Annotated in this window: 16 protein-coding genes; 6 read left to right on the top strand and 10 right to left on the bottom strand. The window is 72.2% G+C overall.

The window, feature by feature from the left end:
• Positions 1-48: 48 nt before the first annotated feature.
• The 7 genes from Psi02_RS34060 to Psi02_RS34035 are packed head-to-tail and all read right to left on the bottom strand — an operon-like array spanning position 49 to position 7,623.
• Entirely contained in the window at positions 49-945 is an 897-nt protein-coding gene (locus tag Psi02_RS34060) for a TIM barrel protein (RefSeq protein WP_203979978.1), read from the bottom strand.
• Positions 942-2,888 carry a 3D-(3,5/4)-trihydroxycyclohexane-1,2-dione acylhydrolase (decyclizing) gene (gene iolD, locus Psi02_RS34055; RefSeq protein ID WP_239095396.1) on the bottom strand — a complete coding sequence of 649 codons (1,947 nt, stop codon included), beginning with the start codon at positions 2,886-2,888 and terminating at the stop codon, positions 942-944. Before iolD ends, Psi02_RS34060 begins: the two co-directional genes overlap by 4 nt.
• A complete protein-coding gene (gene iolB, locus Psi02_RS40420; RefSeq protein WP_239095395.1) occupies positions 2,885-3,808 on the bottom strand; it encodes a 5-deoxy-glucuronate isomerase in 924 nt (307 codons plus the stop codon). The genes iolD and iolB overlap by 4 nt, the downstream gene beginning before the upstream one ends.
• Positions 3,805-4,704 carry a class I fructose-bisphosphate aldolase gene (locus Psi02_RS34050; protein ID WP_203979976.1) on the bottom strand — a complete coding sequence of 300 codons (900 nt, stop codon included), beginning with the start codon at positions 4,702-4,704 and terminating at the stop codon, positions 3,805-3,807. Before Psi02_RS34050 ends, iolB begins: the two co-directional genes overlap by 4 nt.
• On the bottom strand, positions 4,701-5,666 hold the full coding sequence (gene iolC / locus Psi02_RS34045) for a 5-dehydro-2-deoxygluconokinase (RefSeq protein WP_203979975.1): 966 nt from the start codon (positions 5,664-5,666) through the stop codon (positions 4,701-4,703). Before iolC ends, Psi02_RS34050 begins: the two co-directional genes overlap by 4 nt.
• Before the next feature lie 3 nt (positions 5,667-5,669).
• Entirely contained in the window at positions 5,670-6,614 is a 945-nt protein-coding gene (locus Psi02_RS34040; RefSeq protein ID WP_203979974.1) for a sugar phosphate isomerase/epimerase family protein, read from the bottom strand.
• Between the two features lie 4 nt (positions 6,615-6,618).
• Entirely contained in the window at positions 6,619-7,623 is a 1,005-nt protein-coding gene (locus Psi02_RS34035; protein WP_203979973.1) for a Gfo/Idh/MocA family protein, read from the bottom strand.
• 172 nt (positions 7,624-7,795) lie between these two features.
• On the opposite strand from Psi02_RS34035, the gene Psi02_RS34030 reads away from it, so the two are divergent.
• From Psi02_RS34030 to Psi02_RS34015, 4 genes are all read left to right on the top strand, one after another.
• Entirely contained in the window at positions 7,796-8,533 is a 738-nt protein-coding gene (locus Psi02_RS34030) for a GntR family transcriptional regulator (protein ID WP_239095394.1), read from the top strand.
• 117 nt (positions 8,534-8,650) lie between these two features.
• A complete protein-coding gene (locus tag Psi02_RS34025) occupies positions 8,651-11,860 on the top strand; it encodes an ABC transporter permease (protein WP_203979972.1) in 3,210 nt (1,069 codons plus the stop codon).
• On the top strand, positions 11,860-14,478 hold the full coding sequence (locus Psi02_RS34020) for an FtsX-like permease family protein (RefSeq protein ID WP_203979971.1): 2,619 nt from the start codon (positions 11,860-11,862) through the stop codon (positions 14,476-14,478). Before Psi02_RS34025 ends, Psi02_RS34020 begins: the two co-directional genes overlap by 1 nt.
• A 190-nt stretch (positions 14,479-14,668) precedes the next feature.
• The gene (locus Psi02_RS34015; RefSeq protein WP_203979970.1) at positions 14,669-15,502 is read left to right on the top strand and encodes a helix-turn-helix transcriptional regulator; all 834 of its coding nucleotides are present in this window, start codon (positions 14,669-14,671) and stop codon (positions 15,500-15,502) included.
• 25 nt (positions 15,503-15,527) lie between these two features.
• Here the strand turns inward: Psi02_RS34015 and Psi02_RS34010 are convergent, their stop codons facing one another.
• The gene (locus tag Psi02_RS34010; protein ID WP_203979969.1) at positions 15,528-15,986 is read right to left on the bottom strand and encodes a nuclear transport factor 2 family protein; all 459 of its coding nucleotides are present in this window, start codon (positions 15,984-15,986) and stop codon (positions 15,528-15,530) included.
• A gap of 114 nt (positions 15,987-16,100) precedes the next feature.
• Here Psi02_RS34010 and Psi02_RS34005 point away from each other — a divergent pair, with 114 nt between their 5' ends.
• The gene (locus Psi02_RS34005; protein ID WP_203979968.1) at positions 16,101-16,682 is read left to right on the top strand and encodes a TetR/AcrR family transcriptional regulator; all 582 of its coding nucleotides are present in this window, start codon (positions 16,101-16,103) and stop codon (positions 16,680-16,682) included.
• 89 nt (positions 16,683-16,771) lie between these two features.
• On the opposite strand, the gene Psi02_RS34000 is transcribed toward Psi02_RS34005, so the two are convergent.
• Positions 16,772-18,244, bottom strand: a complete 1,473-nt coding sequence (locus tag Psi02_RS34000) for an MFS transporter (protein ID WP_203979967.1) — start codon at positions 18,242-18,244, stop codon at positions 16,772-16,774.
• Positions 18,245-18,448: 204 nt separating this feature from the next.
• Here Psi02_RS34000 and Psi02_RS33995 point away from each other — a divergent pair, with 204 nt between their 5' ends.
• Positions 18,449-19,042, top strand: a complete 594-nt coding sequence (locus Psi02_RS33995; RefSeq protein ID WP_203979966.1) for a TetR/AcrR family transcriptional regulator — start codon at positions 18,449-18,451, stop codon at positions 19,040-19,042.
• Positions 19,043-19,196: 154 nt separating this feature from the next.
• Here Psi02_RS33995 and Psi02_RS33990 read toward each other — a convergent pair whose 3' ends face one another.
• Complete coding sequence (locus Psi02_RS33990; RefSeq protein WP_203979965.1) at positions 19,197-19,646, bottom strand: group II truncated hemoglobin; 450 nt, start codon at positions 19,644-19,646, stop codon at positions 19,197-19,199.
• Between the last annotated feature and the right edge of the window lie 32 nt (positions 19,647-19,678).

Raw genomic sequence — 19,678 nt, 5'->3', positions numbered from 1 at the left:
TCTTGTGGAGCGGGTCAGTTCGTGGAGCAGGACAACTTGTGGAGCGGGTCAGCGCAGCGGGCCGCAGGACTGCAGGTAGCCCAGGGTCCGCGTCGCGATGGGCAGGGGCTGGTCGGCGGGGCACGGATACATGTCCTGCTCGACGATGGCGAAGATCTCGGCGTCGAGTTCCGCCAGAGCATCGAGGATGGGCGGCATCTCGGGCACGCCGTTCGGCGGCTCGCACATGGCGCCCATCCGTACGGCCTCGCCGAAGCCGATGCCCTTCTCATGCACATCCGCGACGACGCCGGGGTCGACCTGCTTGAGGTGGACGTAGCCGATCCGGTCGGGGTGGTCCCGGATGAGCTTCAGGCTGTCGCCGCCGCAGTAGGCGATGTGCCCGGTGTCGAGGCACAGGTTCACCAGGCCGGGATCCGTCTCGTGGAGGAACCGCTCGACGTTCTCGTGGGTGTCCACGTGGGTGTCGGCGTGCGGGTGGAACTGGATCCGCAGGCCGAACTCCTCCCTGATCCGGCGCGCGAGCCGATTCATCAGCGCGGCGTACGCCGGCCACTGCTCGTCGGTGAGGCGCGCGTCCTCGATGACCTCCCCGGTCTGGGGGTCGCGCCAGAAGTCGGGGATGACCACGAGGTGCTCGGCGCCCATGGCCGCGGTCAGCGAGGCGGCCGCGGAGACGTCCTTCCACGTGCCGTCCCACGAGTCCGCGCGGTGCAGGTGCTCGAAGATCGTGCCCGCGGTCATGGTCAGGCCCCGCCGGTCGAGCTCGTCGCGCAGGCGGGCGGGGTCGGTCGGCAGGTAGCCGTACGGTCCCAGTTCGATGCGCGTGTAGCCGGCCGCGGCGACCTCGTCCAGGAAGCGCTCCCAGGGCGTCTGCCGGGGGTCGTCGGCGAACCAGACCCCCCAGCTGTCCGGCGCGCTGCCGATCATCGCCGGCCTGCTCATCGGCCGTCCCCGTCTGCCGGCGCCAGATGGGGGCGCTGGGTGGCCTTGTGCGCCACGTACTCGTCGTGGGCCCGCCGCGTGGTGTCGAGATCGCTGACCTGGCTGACCGGGACGTCCCACCAGGACTCGCTGTCCGGGGCGTGGACGGTGGGATCGGTCTCTACGTGGATGACGATGGGACCGCCGTCCGCGGGAGCGGCCTTGGCGTCCCTGATCGCCTGCTCGAGTTCCTTGCGGCTGTGCGCCTCGATCACGGTGGCGCCGAGGCTCCGGGCGTTGGCGGCCAGATCGATCGGCAGCCTCTCCCCGTCCAGGCGGCCGGTGGCGTCGTTGCGGTAGCGGTACCGGGTGCCGAACCGCTGCGACCCGAGCGACTCCGAGAGCGAGCCGATGGAGTGGAACCCGTGGTTCTGCACCAGGACGACGATGATCTTGAGTCGCTCCTGCACCGCGGTGACCAGCTCGGTCGGCATCATCAGATACGAGCCGTCGCCCACCAGGACGAACACGTCCCTGTCCGGGTCGGCCAGCCGTACGCCGATGCCTCCGGGGATCTCATAGCCCATGCAGGAGAAGCCGTACTCGACGTGGTAGGACTTGCGGTCCCGGACCCGCCACAGCTTGTGCAGGTCGCCCGGCATCGAGCCGGCCGCGCACACGACCACGTCCCTCGGGCCGGACAGTTCGTTGACGCAGCCGAGGACGGTGCCCTGGGTGAGCACGCCGTCGGCGAGCGCGTCGGTGACCTCCGCGGGCGGGTTGTGCGCCGCCTCCACCCGCGCGTCCCAGTCCCGCCACAACTCCGCCTGGCGGTCGCGGTACGCCGGGTCCACCGCGTATCCGTCGAGGGCCGCGGTCAGGGCGGTGAGCGCCTCCCGGGCGTCGGCCACCACCGACAGCCCCGCGAGCTTGCCGGCGTCGAAACGGGCGACGTTGATGTTGACGAAGCGGACGCCCGGGTCCTGGAAGGCGGTGCGCGAGGCGGTGGTGAAGTCGCTGTAGCGCGTTCCGACGCCGATGACGACGTCGGCCTCGACGGCGAGGGCGTTGGCGGCGGTCGTGCCCGTCGAGCCGACGGCGCCCATCGCCTGCGGGTGCCCGTGCGGCAGCGAGCCCTTGCCGGCCTGGCTCTCGCCGACCGGGATCCCGGTCGCCTCGCTGAACGCGAGCAGCGCGTCCTCCGCTCCGGAGTAGTGCACCCCGCCCCCGGCCACCACGAGCGGGCGCCGCGCCGAGCGGATGAGCGCGGCGGCGTCGGTGATGTCGACGGCCTCGGGAAGGGGCCGGGCCACCCGCCAGACCCGCTCGGCGAAGAGCTCCACCGGCCAGTCGAACGCCTCCGCCTGCACGTCCTGGGGCAGCGCGACGGTCACCGCCCCGGTCTCCACCGGGTCGGTGAGCACCCGCATGGCGCCGAGCAGCGCCGACGGCAGCTGCTCCGGCCGGTTGACCCGGTCGAAGAAGCGCGACAGCGGGCGGAAGGCGTCGTTGACGGTGAGGTCCGCGGCGTACGGCGCCTCGAGCTCCTGCAGCACCGGCCCGGCCACCCGGGTCGCGAACGTGCCCGAGGGCAGGAGCAGCACCGGGAGCCGGTTGACGGTCGCGAGCGCGGCCCCGGTGAGCATGTTGGTCGAACCGGGGCCGACGGACGCGGTGCAGGCCCACGTCTGCAGGCGGTCCTTCTGCCGCGCGTAGGCCACCGCCGTGTGGACCATCGCCTGCTCGTTGCGGGCCAGCACGTACGGCAGGCGCTCCTCGCCGCCGGCGAGCTCGTTCTGCAGCAGCGCCTGGCCGACCCCCGCGACGTTGCCGTGGCCGAAGATCCCGAGACACCCGGCGAACAGCTTCTGGCGGCGCCCGTCGCGCTCGCTCCACTGGTTGGCAAGGAAACGGACGACGGCCTGGCCCACGGTCAGGCGCACCGTCTCTGCGGTCGAGGTCAACGCAATCCTCCGATCGGAAGCCTGGGATCGACGTCCTGCTGGGCCCACGACTCCCGCACCCACCCGTGCGCGGGATCGTCGCAGATCAGCCAGGCCCGGGTCGCGCCGGGGCCGGCCATCACATTGAGGTAGTAGAGGTCGTAACCGGGAGGCGCCATCGCCGGGCCGTGCCATCCGTGCGGCACGAGGACGACGTCACCGGAGCGGACTTCCGCGAGGACGTCGATGGGCCGCGCGTCCGTTCCGTAGACCCGCTGGTAGCCGACGGGATCCGCGCCCTGGGCCGGGCCGCCCGACTCGATCCCGACCTCGAAGTAGTAGATCTCCTCGAGCTTGGTCTCCACGCCGTCGCGTTCCTCGTCGTGCTTGTGCGGCGGGTAGGAGCTCCAGTTGCCCGCCGGAGTGACGACCTCGCAGGCGATGAGCGAGTCGGCGTCGAGCACCTGCGGGACGCCGAAGTTGCGCACCTCGCGTGAGGCCGTACCGGCTCCGCGGAGCTCGACGGGGACATCGGTGACGGCCACATGCCGGAACGGCGGCGGCACCTCACGCTTGGCCGCCTTCGCGCCGCAGAGCGCGATCTTCACGTGGTCGGCGCCGGGGTTGCGCACGGTGAGGCGCGACCCCCGCGGGACGTAGGCGACGTCGGTCGGACCGGCGAAGACGCTCGCCCGCCCGGTCAGGCGGGCCTCGTGCCGCTCGCCCGCCTGGTCGACGGCCGTGACCTCGGCGCCTCCCCGCAGGGGGACGACGAGCACCTCGTCGTCGCCGGTGGCGACGGTCACCTGGGCGGCCGGCTCCAGCGTGGCCACCCGCAGGCTCGTGTGCTTCCACCCGTCCAGGGCGTCGTCGATCGACACCTCGAACTCGCCCGCGGCGGCGGTCCCGAAGGGGTGGACCCAGCGCCCGTTGTCGCTCATGGCCTGGTCCCGTGCACGAGACCCGCGGCGATGTCGACCGCCGCGGCGACGTCGCCGTCCGGCGGGAAGAGCAGCGCCCGCCCCACGACCAGCCCGCGCACGGCGGGCAGATCCAGCGCCCGGCCCCACGCGGCGTACGTCTCGTCGGGGTGCCCGCTCGGATCCCCGCCGAGCAGGAGGGTCGGCAGCGTGGTCGCGTCCATGACCCGCTCCAGCTCGTCGACGACCGGCAGCTTCAGCCAGGTGTGCCGGCTCGTCGCGCCGAGCCCCGCCGCGATGTGGATCGAGGTGATGGTCGAGTCGGGGTCGAGCAGGTTCCGCACCCGGCCGTCCTGGCGGACGGACAGGAAGGGCTCCACCATCGCCATCACGCCCTGCTCGGCCAGATCGGTGACCGCGCGGGCGCTCGCCTCGAGCGTCGCGACGGTGCCGGGGTCGCCGTAGCAGATCCGGGTCAGCATCTTGCCGCCGTCGAGGCCGCTGGCCGCGATCTCCTCGGCCGTGTAGGCGGTGAACCGGTCGTCGAGCTCGAAGACCGAACCCTGCAGACCGCCGCGGTTCATCGAGCCGATGGCGACCTTGTCGTCCAGCGCACCCATGAGCAGCAGGTCGTCGAGGATGTCCGGCGTGCCGAGCACGCCGTCGACGCCCGGGCGGGACAGCGCCGTGGCGAGGCGCTCCAGCAGGTTGCTGCGCGAGGCCATCGCATGGCGGTCGTCGCGGACGCCGAGTGCGCCGCGGGCCGGATGGTCCGCGGCCACGATGAGCAGCCGGCCGTCCTCGCCCACGAGTTCGCGGCGTCGTCTCGCGGCCCACCCTTCGGTGATCCGCCCGGGCTCGCGCACCCGGATCTCGGTCAGCTCGGCGATGCCCGCCCGGCTCGACGTCGTCGTCATCGTCCCCCCTCTTGTCCCTGGCCGGCGAGGACGGCCTCGACCTCGGCCTCATACGGCATCGCGCTGGAGCACTCGAGTTTCGAGGCGACGATGGCGCCGGCCACGTTGGCGAACTGCAGGATGCGGCGCAGGTCCCATCCGCCGAGCAGCCCGTGGACGAGCGCACCGCCGAAGGCGTCCCCGGCCCCGAGGCCGTTGACGACCGTGACGGGGAAGGGAGGAACCTCGACACGCTCGTCGGCGGTCGCGGCGAGGACGCCCTTGGGGCCCTGCTTGACGATCGCGAGCTCCACTCCGCGCTCGAGCAGGGCGTCCGCCGCACGCTGCGGCTCGGTCTCGCCGACGGCGACCTCGCACTCCTCGCGGTTGCCCACCGCCACGGTGACGTGGTCGAGGGCCCTGCCGACCTGTACGGCGGCCTCGGCGCGATCCGGCCAGAACATCGGCCGGTAGTCGAGGTCGAGGACGGTGTGCGACCGCCGTCCCCTGGCCTCCCACGCGGCGAAGTGCGCCGCGCGCGACGGTTCCTGAGACAACCCGGTGACGGTGGCCCAGTAGACCGACGCGTCCCGGATCGCGTCGAGCGGGAGCTCGCCCGCCTCGATCATCAGGTCGGGGGCGGTCGGGTAGCGGTAGAAGTACAGCGGGAAGTCGTCCGGGGGGAAGATCTCGCAGAAGGTCACCGGCGTCGGCGGGCCGTCGACCTCCGTGACGAACGTGTCGTCGACGCCGAAGTCACGCAGCGCCCGGTGGACGTACCGGCCGAACGGGTCCCGGCCGGTACGGGTGATGATCGCGGACCGGCGGCCGTACCTGGCCGCGGCCACGCTCACGTTGGTCGCGCTGCCACCGAGGAACTTCCCGAAGCGTTCGACGTCCTCGAGGCCCACGCCGGAGTCGAGGGGGTAGATGTCCACCCCGACCCGGCCCATGGCCACGAGATCGTATGCCGCTGGGGCCATCGGTCATGCCTCCGCTGCGCTCGGGTCGCCGGCCACGGCGAGCAGGTGCGCGATGCTCGTCCGCACGTCCGCCACCGGGTCCGGCCCTCCGGCGGCCGGTGCGGCGGCGAGGATGGTGTCCTGCTCGAGGACGTACCACCCTGCATACCCACTGCCTTCGAGCGCGGCCACGATGGCCCTGATGTCGACGTCGCCCTCGCCGAGCGGGACGTACATGCCGCCGGCCACGGCCTCGGTGTAGGTCACGTCGCCGGACTGCACGCGCTTGGCCCAGTCGACCCGGACGTCCTTCAGGTGGGTGTGGACGATCCGCTCGGGGTTGCGCTGGGCGATGCCGACGGGGTCGCCGCCGCCGATGAGGAGGTGCCCGGTGTCGAGGCACAGGCCGATACGGCTTCCGGCGAGCACCCGCTCGGTCTCCTCGCCGCTCTCGATCATCGTGCCGACGTGGGGGTGCAGCGTGGCCACGAGCCCGTGGGCGGCGGCGGCGTCGGTGATGCGGTCGAGGTTGCCCAGCAGGGCCGACCAGCCCGAGTCGTCGAGGACCGGGCGGTCGTCGTAGCCCTCCTGGCCGGTGGCCGCGGCGATGACGACGGTGGAGGCCTGGGCGGCGACCAGCCCCTCCATCGCACGCTCGACATCGGTGAGGGGGTCGTGGCCGGACTCGTGCAGGATCACGGGGACGAACTGCCCGACCGCCTTCAGCCCGTAGCCGGCAAGGGTGGCCGCCTTGGCCTGGGGGTCGTCGGGCAGGAAGCCGTCAGGGCCGAACTCGGTGGCGCTCAGGCCGAGCTCGCGCATCTGGCGGAGCACGGTGTCAGGTTCGAGCTGGAACCCCCATCCGGGGACCTCGCAGACGCCCCAGGAGATGGGCGCCCCGGCGACGCGATCGGCCACCGGGCGGCGGTCGCCTGACGGCTGGGTGCTCGCGGTGCTCACAGTGGTCATGTCCTCAGATCCCCTCGATCTCGGAAAGGGCGACGGGCCTGCGCTCCGCTCGGGAGCGCTCGCACGCCTCGGCGATGCGGAAGGCCTGGAGCGCGTCACCGACGGTGCACGGGGAGGTCCGCTCACCACGGACGACCTCCGCGAAGGCCGTGAGCTCGGCCTGGTACGCCGGGAGGAAGCGCTCCATGAACGACCACTTCTGAGGACCCCTGGGGAAGTCGACGCCCTCCTCGGCGGAGCGCATCGCCAGCGAGTGGTCCAGCCCGACGGCGATCGTGCCCTTCTCGCCGTGGACCTCCATGCGGACGTCGTGACCTGCGCCGTTGTAGCGGGTCGAGGAGATCAGGCCGATCGTGCCGTCGTCGAGGGTCAGCAGCGCCCCGGCGGTGTCGACGTCGCCGGCCGCGGCGAAGAAGTCGGCGCCCTTGTTGGCGCCCGTCGCGTAGACGGAGGCGACCTCCCGTCCGGAGACGAACCGGAGGATGTCGAAGTCGTGCACGTTGCAATCGCGGAAGATGCCGCCGGAGGCCGGGATGTAGGACGCGTGCGGCGGGGCTTGGTCGTGGGTGTTGGCCCGGATGGTGTGGACGAATCCGAGCTCGCCGGACTCCACCGCCGCCCGCGCCCGCCGGTAACCGGCGTCGAACCGCCGCTGGAAGCCGACGTGCACCGGAACGCCGGTGGACGCGACGAGCTCGGCGAGCCCGAGGGTCTCCTCGAGGGTGGCCGCCACCGGCTTCTCACAGAACGTGGGAACCCCCGCGGCGATGCCCTGACGCAGGAGCGGCGCGTGGGCGGGGGTCGCCGTGGTGATCACGAAACCGTCGACGCCGGACGCGAGCAGCGCCTCGGCGTCCGGAGCGACTTCGGCCCCGAGCTCGTCGGCGACGGTCTTGGCCGCCCCGAGGTCGGCGTCCGTCACGACGAGCTCGTCGACGAAGTCGAGAGCCGCCAAGGTCCTGGCATGGAAGGCGCCTATCCGTCCGACGCCCGCTAGCCCGATGCGCATTCGTGATCCCCGTTTCGATCTACGTCGTTTGTTGTGCCCGCCGTGGCATGAGGCCCTGTTTCGGCAGCCGACGATGATGGGTAGCGTGCCCGTTCGCCAAATGTCACGTCAAGACTTTGTACTGACATATTCTCGTAACGTCGTTCTCACACACGGGAGTACACTCGGGCCCGTGGCAATCCAAGTGGGCGTCTCGATCGACCGCTCTTCCCCCGTGCCCCTCTACCACCAGCTCGCGGAGCAGCTCAGCACCGCGATCGCCAGTGGCATGCTGCAGCCCGGCGACCCGTTCGAGAACGAGATCGCCCTCGCGGAGCGCCTCAGCCTGTCGCGACCGACGGTACGGCGGGCAATACAGGAGCTGGTCAACCAGGGTCTCCTGCTGCGGCGGCGCGGGCTCGGCACCACGGTCGCCAACCGCAAGGTGCACCGGCGCGCCGAGCTCACCAGCCTCTACGACGACCTCAAGCGTGACGGCGGCCGGCCGGCGACCACCGTGCTCAAGCACGAGCTCGTGCGGGACGAGCGTGTGGCCACCGCGCTCGACCTGCCCGCCGACGCCGAGCTGCTGTCGATCATTCGCCTGCGGCTGTCGGACGAGCGCCCTCTGGCGATCCTCCACAACTGGCTGCCGCCGGTCTACAACGACATCACCCGTGAGGCCCTCGAGGGGGAGGGCCTGTACGCCGTGATGCGGGACCGCGGCGTGCGCCCGGTCGTCGCGCACCAGACGATCGGAGCGCGGACGCCGACCCCTGCCGAGCGGCGCCACCTCGGGCTCAAGCCGTCCGAGCCCGTTCTCACGATGACGCGCGTCGCCTTCGACGCGGTGGGCAACGCGGTGGAGTACGGCGACCACAGCTACCGGGCGCAGGACTACAGCATCGAGGTCATGGTCGACAAGCGGTGACGCGTCGGCCGGTCCCGCTCCGGGCGGCATTTTCAGGACACGGTCCGTAATAGCCGCTCACGCGGACAAGCCGGACTAGTCTTCGGAGGGTTTCAGCCGAGATCCTTTGGAGCGGGCATGGCGCTGGGCCGCGCACGACGGGTGCCGCTGCTGCTCCGGCGTGCCTCCAGCGAGCCGTTGCTGCTGCTCACCGCGTTCGGTTCCGTCCTTCTGGCCACCACCGCGCTCGTCGCGCTGATCACCTACGCCATGGTGGTGACGGAGGCCGGGGTCCGGCGGGCCATGGCGGTGGCCCCGTTGTCCACGACCTCCGCCAAGGTGAGCACCCTGATCAGCTCAGGCGACCTGCGGAAGGTCGACGCCGCCGTCCGCTCCCACGTCCGCGACGCCTACGGCGACCTGCCGTTCACCGTGACCCGGTCGATCCGGTCCGACTCGTACGCGCTGCCGGGTCAGGAACGGCGTGAGCGGCCCGACCTGACCAGATTCGCGACCTACGAGGGGATCGAGCGGCGCAGCCGGCTCGTCGCGGGCGCCTGGCCGCGGGAGGCCGGCGAGCTGGAGGTCGCGCTCTCCCAGTCGTCCGCGCAGGCCATGGGCCTGGGCGTCGGCGACGGCTTCACGGTCGTGGGGCGGCTCAGCCACCAGCCGGTGCGCGCCCGGGTCGCCGGCGTGTTCGACCTGCTCGACCCGTACGACGACCGGTGGAAGGGCGACGAGCTGCTGCGCCGGGGCGTCGAGACGGGCAACTACACCACCTACGGGCCGCTCGTGGTCGCGCCCGACGACTTCCAGCGGTATTTCGCGACCGACGTGTCCGCCACCTGGCTCGCGGAACCGGACCTGCGGGATTTGCCGAGAGACCGGCTGCGGACGGTCGCGGCCTCCGTCTCCGCGCTCGGCGACGGCCTGCGGCGCGACTGCGCGACGTGCGCCACGTTCACCCGCCTGCCGGACATGCTGGAGCAGCTCGACCAGGCCGCGCTGGTCGCGCGGTCCACGATGCTCGTGCCGGTCCTCCAGTTGCTGCTGCTCGCCGCCTACGCGCTGACTCTCACCGCCCGGCTGCTGGCCGACCACCGCCGGATGGAGGTGGCGCTGCTGCGCACCCGGGGAGCGGGCGGCGTACGTCTCGGCCTGCTCGCCGCCGGCGAGGCGCTGCTGGTCGCGCTGCCCGCGATGGTGATCGCGCCGCTGCTGGCTCCGTGGGTCCTGACCGCGCTGGGCGCCATCCCCTGGATCCAGACCTCCGGCGTACGGCTCGCGCCCGTCCCCGACGCGGCCTCCTTCCTCGTCTCCGCGGCGGTGGCGCTCGCGTGCGCGGTCCTGCTGGTGCTGCCCGCGCTGCGCGGTGCGCACCGCACCTACGTCGAGGAGCGGTCGGCCCGCGGGCGGGGGGAGAGGCGGGGGTTCATCCAGCGCGCGGGGGCGGATGTGGCGCTGCTCGCGGCGGCCGCGCTGGCGATCTGGCAGCTCGGACTGTACGGCGCCCCGGTCACCTCGACCGCCGCTGGCGGGCTGGGCATCGATCCGTTGATCGTGACGGGGCCCGCCCTGGCATTGCTCTGCGGCGGACTGCTCGGCCTGCGCCTGATCCCCGCGGCGTCGGCGATCGCCGAGAGGCTCACCGCCCGGCGGCGCGGCCTCGCCCCCGCGCTCGGCTCGTCGCAGGTCAGCCGCCGCCCGTTGCGGTACGCCGGCCCCGCGCTGCTGCTCACGATGGCGATCGCCATCGGCGTCGTCTCGCTGGCCACCTCCGCGACCTGGCGGCGTTCTCAGGAGGATCAGGCCCGCCATCAGGCGGGGGCCGACCTTCGAGTCGCCGCGCCCGCCGAGTGGCCCGAGCTCGGCGGCCTCGGCCGGGGCTCGGTGTACACGGCGCTGCCCGGCGTGACCGGGGCCGCCCCGGTCCAGCGGGAGACCGTGGACTTCGCGGGAACGCAGGCGACCCTCCTCGCCATGGACGCGGACCGGCTCGCGGGCGTCATGTTGTGGCGCGACGACCTCATGTCCGCCTCGGTGCCGCGGCTCGGACGCGACCTCGCCGCCGCCCGCCCGCAGGTGGCGCCGATCCCGCTTCCCGGCGAGCCGCACGCCCTGTCCCTCCGCGTACGGCTCGGCCTCACGCCCCCCGGCGCCGCGCACGGGGAGGTGAGGTTGCGGCTGGCGGTCGTGGACGCGCTCGGCGCCGTCCAGGAGACGGCCGCCGTCCCTCTCGAGGCGGGGCGGCAGGAGGTGCGCTTCGACCTCCAGGCGCTCGCCGGGCGGTCGGGCCGGCCGGCGTATCCCCTCGCCGTACAGGCCCTGCTGCTGGACCTGCCCGACCCGGGCGAGCTGACCGCCGTGACGCCCGCGGTGGACGGCCTGCGGACCGACACCGGAGCCGGCGTCCCGCTGCCCGCCGCCCTGACGGCCTGGGCGGGCGTGGGCGAGCAATCGGTTAAACCGGGCGGTTTCACCGTTCGGGTGTCTCCTCCGTCCGCCCAGGCGGCGGCCGAGCCGTTGCGGCTGGCCATCACGCCGAGCGCTCCCTCCGGCAACCGGGCGCTGCCGATAGTGATCACCGCCGACCTCGCCGCCAAGGCCGGGCTGCGGGTGGGCGTGGCCGACTCCGTCACCATGGGGGGCGCCACGATGCTCGTGATGCCCGTCGCGGTCGCCTCCGCGTTGCCCGGCACCGCCCCCGGCGAGCCGGCCCTGCTGACCGACCTCCGCACACTGGCCTACCAGGATCTGACCGAGGGACGTGCGCCGCGTCCCATCGCCGAGTGGTGGCTGAGCGCGGGCGGAGGGGACACCTCCGCGGCCGTGGCCGCGCTGGCCCGCCACCCCGAGTGGAACCAGACCGTGGTGGACAGGGAGACCATCGTCCGGCGGTTCCGTGACGACCCGCTGGCGAGTGGGCTGCAGGGTGCGCTGGTGCTCGGTTTCCTGTCGGCGGTGGCCTTCGCGATGCTCGGTTTCCTGGTCAACGCCGCGGTGGTGGCGCGGGAGCGCACGACCGAGTTCGCCCTGTTGCGCGCGATCGGCGTCAGCCACCGTCAGGTGTTCGGGCTGCTCGCCGTCGAGCAGTCGTTCGTCGTCGTCCTGTCGCTGGCCGCGGGCACGGGGATCGCCGTTGTCATGGCCGTGCTGGTGGTGCCGCACATCGTGCTCACCGGACAGGCGGCCGCGGTCACGCCGGCGGTCACGCTAGACATCCCCTGGGCCCCCACGGTCGCGCTGCTGGCCGCCGTCGCCGCGGCCCTGCTGTGCATCGTGGCGGCGCTGGCCCGCCGGTTGTCCGGGCACGGGCCGGGCCGTGCCGTACGGATCGGGGAGGACTGATGCCCTTCACGCTTCTGCGAGCGCATCGAGGAGCGGCGGCGGCGCTCGCCCTGCTCGCCTTCACCGCGTCCCTGCTGCTGGCGGTGTTGCCGCGCACCTTCGAGCAGTCGTATGACGACTCCCTGCGCCGCGTCCTGGACGACAGCACCGCCGACCTCGTCGACCTGGACGTGACGTTCTGGCCGCAAGCGATCGGCGAGCTGTTCACCAGTCCGTCGCGGTTCGCCGCCACGGACGCCCAATGGCGGGCAGACCTGCCGCCCGCCCTCCGGAAGGTCGTCCAGGCCGGTGGGAACGGCCACTACGGGGCGTCGACGTACGGCACGCCGGTGGTCGGCAGGGTGGGGGAGCCGAACCAGGACTTCCAGTTCGTCGACCTGGCCTGGCTGCCGGCGGCCGACCGCCGCGTGCGCTACGTCGAGGGAGCCCCGCCGGGGCCCGCCGGGCGTGTCCGGGTCGGCGGGCGGGACCTCGACCGGGTCGACCTCGCTCTCGTGCACGAGGCGGCGGACAAGCTGGGCCTGCACGTCGGCTCGACGCTGCTGCTCGGGGCGGACGGGCGGCTCGCCGCCCGCGTCACCGGGTTCTTTGAGCTCGTCGATCCCGCGGACGGGTTCTGGGAGCACAACCGGGGCGTCCCGCACGTGAGCCTGCGACCCAGTGGCGACATCGACCAGCTGCTGGTCACCGGGCTCACCGGCGCGGACAGCCTGGCCCACATGGACAGCAGTCTCGGCGTGCGGTACTCGTGGGTGCTCGGCCTCGACACGGGTGCGGTGACCGCGCGCAACGCCCCGGACGTGGTGGACGCTCTCGGCGTCTACAACCGGATGGTCGGCGGGCGGTCCACCGTGATGGGCCAGTACACACTGGAGACCGGCCTTTCCCCGCTGCTCACCGGCTTCCTCAAGAAGCTGGCGACCGCGCAGACGCTGATGCTCCTCATCCTCGGCGGGCTCGGGCTGGTCTCGGTCGGCGTCATCGTGCTCGCGTCGCAGTTGCTGACCGAGCGGATGCGCGCCGGGCTGACGCTGATGCGGGCCAGGGGCGCGGGGCCGGTGCGGATCGTCGGCACGGGTTCCGCCGTGGCGGCCCTCGCGGCGCTGCCGGCCGTCCTGCTCGGGTACGGCCTGGCGTTCCTGGTGCCCGGCCCGGTCACCCCGGCCGCGCTGATCGGGCCCGTGATCCCGGCTCTGGCCGCGATCGCCGTCCCCGTCGTACGGCTCGCCCGGTCCTACCGCGAGCCGTTGAACGGCCGGCGGGAGGACGCCGTCCTGCGGCGGCCCTCGCCGCGCAGGATCGTCACGGAGGTGACGGTCGTCGGTCTTGCCCTGGCCGGGGCCTACCTGCTGCGCACCCGGGGCCTCACCGGCGGCGCCGCGGAGGCGGGCGACCCGTTCCTGATGGCCGTGCCCGCGGCGCTGACGCTCGCGGCGGCGTTGGTCACGCAGCGCGGCTACCCCTACCCGCTCCGCCTGGCCGGCCGGCTGGCACGGCATCGGGCCGTGCCCTTCCTCGCCCTCGCCCAGGCGGCCAGGGCCAGGGGGGCGGCCGCCCTGGCGGTGCTGATCCTGCTGCCCGCGCTGGCGGTGTCCGTGTTCGGGGCGGTGGTCTCCCAGGCGATCGGCGACACCCAGCGGACGGCCGCCTGGCGGCAGGTCGGCGCCTCCGCCCGGATCGAACGGGACGCCGACATTTCGCCCGGGACCATCGAACGGGTGCGCGGACTGCCGGGGGTCGAGGAGGTGCTGCCGGTGGCCAAGGGGATCGCCCAGATCAGCGTCGGCGGCCGCAGGGTGCGCATCGTCGCGGTGGATCTCGCGGCCTACCGGCGGATGGCGTCGGGCACCCCGCTCGTCGTGCCCGCGGCGGCCCCCGGGGCGTCCGCCGGGGTGCCCGCGCTGGTCTCACCGTCGCTCAGCGGCCTGACGACGTTCGAGCTCGGCTGGCCGGCGTCGATGACCGCGGTCAACCGGGGCACGATCAGCGCACTGCCCGGACTGGCCGAGGCGGGCGACGAGCTGATCGTTCTGCCGTACGACGCGGCGAGGCGCACGGGGACGGGCCCGTTCGCCAACACGCTGCTGGTGAAGGGGGACGTCGACCGGGCGAGCCTAATCAAGGTCGTGAACGAGCCTCAGGTCCTCGTGGTGACCGTCGCGGACGCTCTGCGCAAGATCGCCGACAGCCCGCTGACAAGCACGATCGTGATGGCGTTCGCCCTCGTCACGGTCGCTCTCGCGGGCTACGCGCTCGTGGCGGTGGTCATCGCGCTGATGATCGGCGCCGTGGACCGGGCCCGCACGCTCGCGTACCTGAGGACCGCCGGGCTGTCCCGGCGGCAGGCGCGGAGCCTGACCGTGCTGGAGATCGCGCCCCTGATCGTGCTCGGTTCGCTCGCGGGCCTCGCGCTCGGACTCGCGCTTCCACTCGCACTCGCCCCCGGCATCGATCTGTCCGCCTACGCCGGCCTGCCGGTCGACGGGTTCCCGATCAGTCTGGGGACGCCGTCGCTGCTCGCCGCCGGAGTCACGGCGGTCGCCGTCCTCGGCGCCTTGGCGCACGCGATGACAGGACGGGCGGTCGCCGGCGTCCTCCAAATGGGGGAGGCCCCATGACAGGCCGCGCCGTGTGGTCGTCGCCGGTCTTCCGCCCGCGAGGTCGGTGACGCGGCTTGCGGGTGGTCGGCCGCTGAGTGCGAGCTCCGCTTCGCCCTCGACCGGCGCGCCGGCCCCCGTGGGTGGGTGTCGCACTGCTGGGTACAGCACGACCTCGCTCGGAGCCAAAGCCTTTGTATTAATTATGAACATGGCAGGTGGAGGCCCTCTCGGCGAGTTCTTGCGCGCCAGGCGTCAGGTCACGACGGTCGATCAGGCGGGAATGGACTTGGTCGCCCGCCGACGGCGGACGTCCGGGCTTCGTCATGACGAGGTCGCCCGGCTGGCCGGTGTCAGCACCGATTACTACGTGAGGCTCGAGCAGGGGAGAGAACGCGATCCCTCGGATCAGGTCCTCGGCTCCCTCGCACGCGTACTCCAGCTCGACCTCGAGGCCACCCGGCACCTTTACGAGCTGGCACACCGAAGGGCGAGTCAGCTGAGGAAGGTGATCGGCAGCCGGGGCGAGCCGGTCGGCCCGGAGGTGCTGCGCTTCATCGAGCGCCAGGACGACGTGGCGGCATTCGTGGTGAACCGCCATTGGGACGTGCTGGCGCAGAACCCGCTGAACGCCGCCCTCCACGAGGGCCTGGAGCACAACGGCAACCTCATGCGGATGACCTTCCTCAACCCCGCGTCCCGTGAGTTCTACCTGGACTGGGAGCAGGAGGCCTCGTTCAAGGTGGCGCACTTCCGGGCCGCCGTGGGGGCGAACCACCACGATCCGTCCTTGTACGAGCTGGTCGAGGAGCTCTCGCTCGGAAGCGACGACTTCCGCCGGCTGTGGGCTCGGCATGACGTACGGGGCAGAACCCACGGGTCGATCCGCCTGCACCGCGACGATGTCGGTGACATGGCCTTGACATTCGAGATCTTCGCGGTCTGCAGGGCCCCCGGCCAGCTTCTGGTCGTCCTCCAGGCCGAGTCCGGCAGTCCGTCCGAGCACGCTCTGGCCAGACTGGCCGGCCTCGCCGCCGCACGATGATGTGACGCGACCCGCCGGGGTCCCCTCACCCGATCGGGAAGGGGACTCCGCGCTCGTCGTCCGGGCGCGGCCCGAAGATGCGCCGGTCCTCCTCCTGGATGCGGACGTCGTTGATGCTGGCCTCCCGGCGGGCCATGAGGCCGTCGGCGTCGAACTCCCAGAGTTCGTTTCCGTAGCTCCGCCAGAACCGGCCGTCGGCGTCGTGGCACTCGTACTGGAAGCGTACGGCGATGCGGTTGCCGTCGAAGGCCCACAGTTCCTTGCGCAGCGCGTAGCCGAGTTCGCGCTCCCACTTCCGGGTGAGGAACTCGACGATGGCCTCGCGCCCGGTCACGAAGGCGTCGCGGTTGCGCCAGACCGAGTCCGGCGTGTAGGCGAGCGCGACCTTCTGCGGGTCGCGGGTGTTCCACGCGTCCTCGGCGGCCTGGACCTTCTGCAGCGCGGTCGTGTGGTCGAACGGTGGCAATGGTGGGCGCTGGGCCATGCCCTCACCTTCTCTGATGTGTATGGGAAAACGATGCCCTCATGGAGAACGGGCGTTCTCCGCTAACGTAGAGAACGCTGGTTCTCTCAGTCAAGGCAGGGACGAGGTGATGGGGTGGACCGGGAGGTGGCGCGCGGCCACGTGCTCGACGCGGCGGAGGAGTTGTTCTACGGCAAGGGCATCCAGGCGGTCGGCATGGACGACATCCGCAGCCTGTCGGGTGTGTCGCTCAAACGCCTCTACCAGCTGTTCGCCACGAAGGACCGGCTCGTCGAGGCCTATCTCGAGCGCCGCGACCTCGGCTGGCGGCGGCGCCTGGCCGAGCACGTGGAGACATGCGACGACCCGGAGGGCCGGATCATCGCGGTCTTCGACTGGCTTGAACTGTGGTTCGGCGAGCCCGGCTTCCGCGGGTGTGCGTGGATCAACTCCTACGGCGAGCTGGGGGCCACGTCGCCGACCGTCGCCACGCAGGCCCGGCGGCACAAGCAGGCGTTTGGCCGATATCTGGAGACGCTCACGGACGGCGCTCACCTTCCCCGTGACCTGGCTGGTCATCTGCTCCTGCTCGCCGAGGGCGCCATGGTGACCGCCGGAATCCTCGGCGCCCCAGGAACGGCGGCACAGGCCAGGGCGGCGGCCCGTCTGCTGCTCGAATCCGCCAGGCGGACACGCCCTCCCGCCCCGGCCGGGTGAGACGGAGGACGGCCGCCCCGGGCGGGGGGCCGGACCGGGGCGGCGGGCCGTGTGCCGTTCGGGTGCCGGCCGTGTGCCTGCCCGCGCCGTCAGCCCTTCCCGCCGCCGACGGACGCCGGCGCGGTGGTCGGCGCGGCGGTCGGCGCGGCGGCCGGGGTCTCGCGCACGGCGGCCGCGGACGCCCGGCGCCCGCGCGCGGCGGGAATGAACAGCGCCACGGCGACGGCGGCCGCCGAGGTCACGGCGAGCACCGAGAAGCTGTGCGTGAAGCCCGACTCGTACGGCAGGCCACCGGGCTCCAGATGACCCGTGATGACGGAGCTCACCACAGCGGTGCCGATCGACCCGCCGATGGTGCGGATGTTGGCGTTCATCCCACTGGCGGCGCCGGTCTGGTTCGCCGGGACGCTCTGCACGATCAGGTTGGTCATCGAGGCGTAGGCGAGTCCGAGGCCGAGGCCGAAGACGCCGCCGGCGACGGCGATCTGCCATGGCTGATCGTGGTAGCCGGCGAACGCGGCGCACGAGAGCACGCTGCCCGCCGACCCCCACACGAGCTGGGCCTTGGCGCTGACGCGACGGGAGATCGGGCCGCTGACCGTTCCGCCGACGGCCATCGTCACGAGCATGGGCAACATCAGGAGACCGGCGCCGGTGACCGTGGAGCCGAACCCGTAGCCCGCCGCCCGGGGCACCTGCATGAACTGCGGCAGGAACGCGTACACGGAGAACATGCCCGCGCCGAACAGCAGCGCCACGAGGTTGGTCGTCCACACGGCGGGCAGCCGCATCATCCGCATGTCGATCAGCGGGTTGCGGGACCTCGTCTCGACCGTGATCCACAGGGCGAACAGGACCACTGCGGCGGCGAACGACGCGATCGTCCGGGCCGACCCCCAGCCCCACGACGAGGCCTCGCTGAGCGGGACCAGCAGTGCCACCAGCCACCCCGACAGGAGCACCGCGGCCAGCCAGTCGACGCGCCCCGGAGTCCGCACCGGAGACTTCGGCACATACCTGTACGCGAGGATCGCGGTCACCGTCACGACGATCATCGGGATCCAGAACAGCCACCGCCAGTCCAGCGCTCCGACGATCGGACCGGCCAGCACGATGCCCAGGCCGCCTCCGGCGGCGATGACGGCGGACAGGCCGCCGACCGCGGAAGGCACCCGCTCGGCGGGGAACTCGTCGCGGATGATCCCGAACGACACCGGGAACACCGCTCCGCCGAGCCCCTGGACCACCCGGCCGACGATCAGCACTCCGAGGTTAGGGGCGAGCGCGGCGATCAGGCAGCCGACGGCGATCGCGCCGAGGGCGACGAGAAGTGTGCGCTCCTTGCCGATCATGTCGCCGATGCGGCCCAGCAGAGGGGTCGCGACCGACGCGGACAACAACCACGCCGTCAGCACCCAGGTCACCGTGCCCTGGCTGGTGTGCAGATCGTGCTGGATGGTGGGCAGCACCGGGGTGACCAGTGACTGCATGATCGAGAATGCGGCGGCGGCGGCGGACAGCACCAGGAAGGTGCGCCGCGCCGTTGAGGTGGCGCCTGCCATGAAGAGTCCTTCGACTATGAATGGCGCCTGGGCCGCGGGGGGCATGCCGGCGAGGAGGCCGGTCGCCGGTGCCTTTCACGGCATCCGCGGACGACGACCCAGGCGGTAAAGTGGAGGAGAACCTCCGCAATATCGGAGGTATGCCTCCACAATAACGGAGGCATACCTCCGCTGACAAACGGCCGCCCTACCTGGGAGTCATCTGTGACAGAGAGAACAATCACAGGCACCGGCTCCGCCGTCAGCGTGCGGCGCCCGCATCGCGCCGACGCGCGGAGGAACTTCGACGCCCTGCTCGTCGCGGCGCGCGAGGCCTTCGCCCAGCACGGCACCGGGGCGTCACTCGAGGACATCGCCCGCCGGGCGGGCGTCGGCATCGGCACCCTGTACCGCAACTTCCCGACGCGCCAGGACCTGTTCGACGCGGTGTACGTCGACGACGTGGAGGGGCTCAGACTCGAGGCGGAGAAGGTGGCCGGCCTGCCGCCGTGGGAGGCCCTCGTGACCTGGTTGCGACGCTTCGTCGGATATGTCGCAACAAAGGCCGCGATCTCCGAAGCGCTCAACCGTGAATCCGCGATGTTCCGCTCCTGCAGGGAGGTCATGTACGGAGCGGGGAGGCCGCTGTTCGCACGGGCGCAGGAGGCCGGGGAGGCCCGCGCGGACATCAGCTTCGACGACGTGCTCCGCCTGGTCGGCGGAATCACCGGCGCGTCCTTCGTCGACGACGAGCAGCGCGAGCGGGTGCTCGGGATCGCCCTCGACGGCATCCGGGCCCGGTCGACCGAGAGCCGATGACGTGGACCTTCGGGCACATGCCGATGCCTGGCCGGTCCTGGCGGCTACGCGCTGTCGTCTCGGCGTGAGAACGGCAACCGCGTCCTCGACGCAGCGGTGATCCGGATCGCCGATCGGCGCGCAGCCGGCTTCTGAGCGGCCCGCCGCCCGGCGTTCACTCGGCCGACGCGGGCCAGTCCCAGTGCGGGACCTCGCGGAGCGGGTGCAGTTGGTCATCGGTTTCCGCGTGGGAGTTCTGCACGGCCACCTGCGTGCCGAACTCGACGTGAGAGCGGAGCGCCTCACGGAACGGAGCGTCGTCGGGCAGCCCTGCCCGATCCGCGGCCGCCATGTACAGCTCGACGAACCGCCGCCGTTGCGGTTCGGTGATCCTCAGGCCGCGGTGCACGTCGATGAGCCCGAGAAAGCCGCCCATGTCCCGGGAGAACGTGTCGGGACCGCCGAAGGTCTCGGCGGTGAAGGCCGTCAGGTGCGCCACGTGCTCAGGCCGTCCCGCGCCGAACAACGGCTGCAGCAGCGGGTCGGACAGGACGTCGGCATAGAAGATGTCGACGAACCGGTGAAGGCCGTCATGTCCGCCTGCGTGATCATAGAGCGACTCCATGATTACATCATTACCTACTCAACCGCGTTTGT

Source organism: Planotetraspora silvatica, assembly GCF_016863315.1.
Lineage (GTDB): Bacteria > Actinomycetota > Actinomycetes > Streptosporangiales > Streptosporangiaceae > Planotetraspora > Planotetraspora silvatica.
This window is presented reverse-complemented; position numbering and strand designations above follow the sequence as displayed.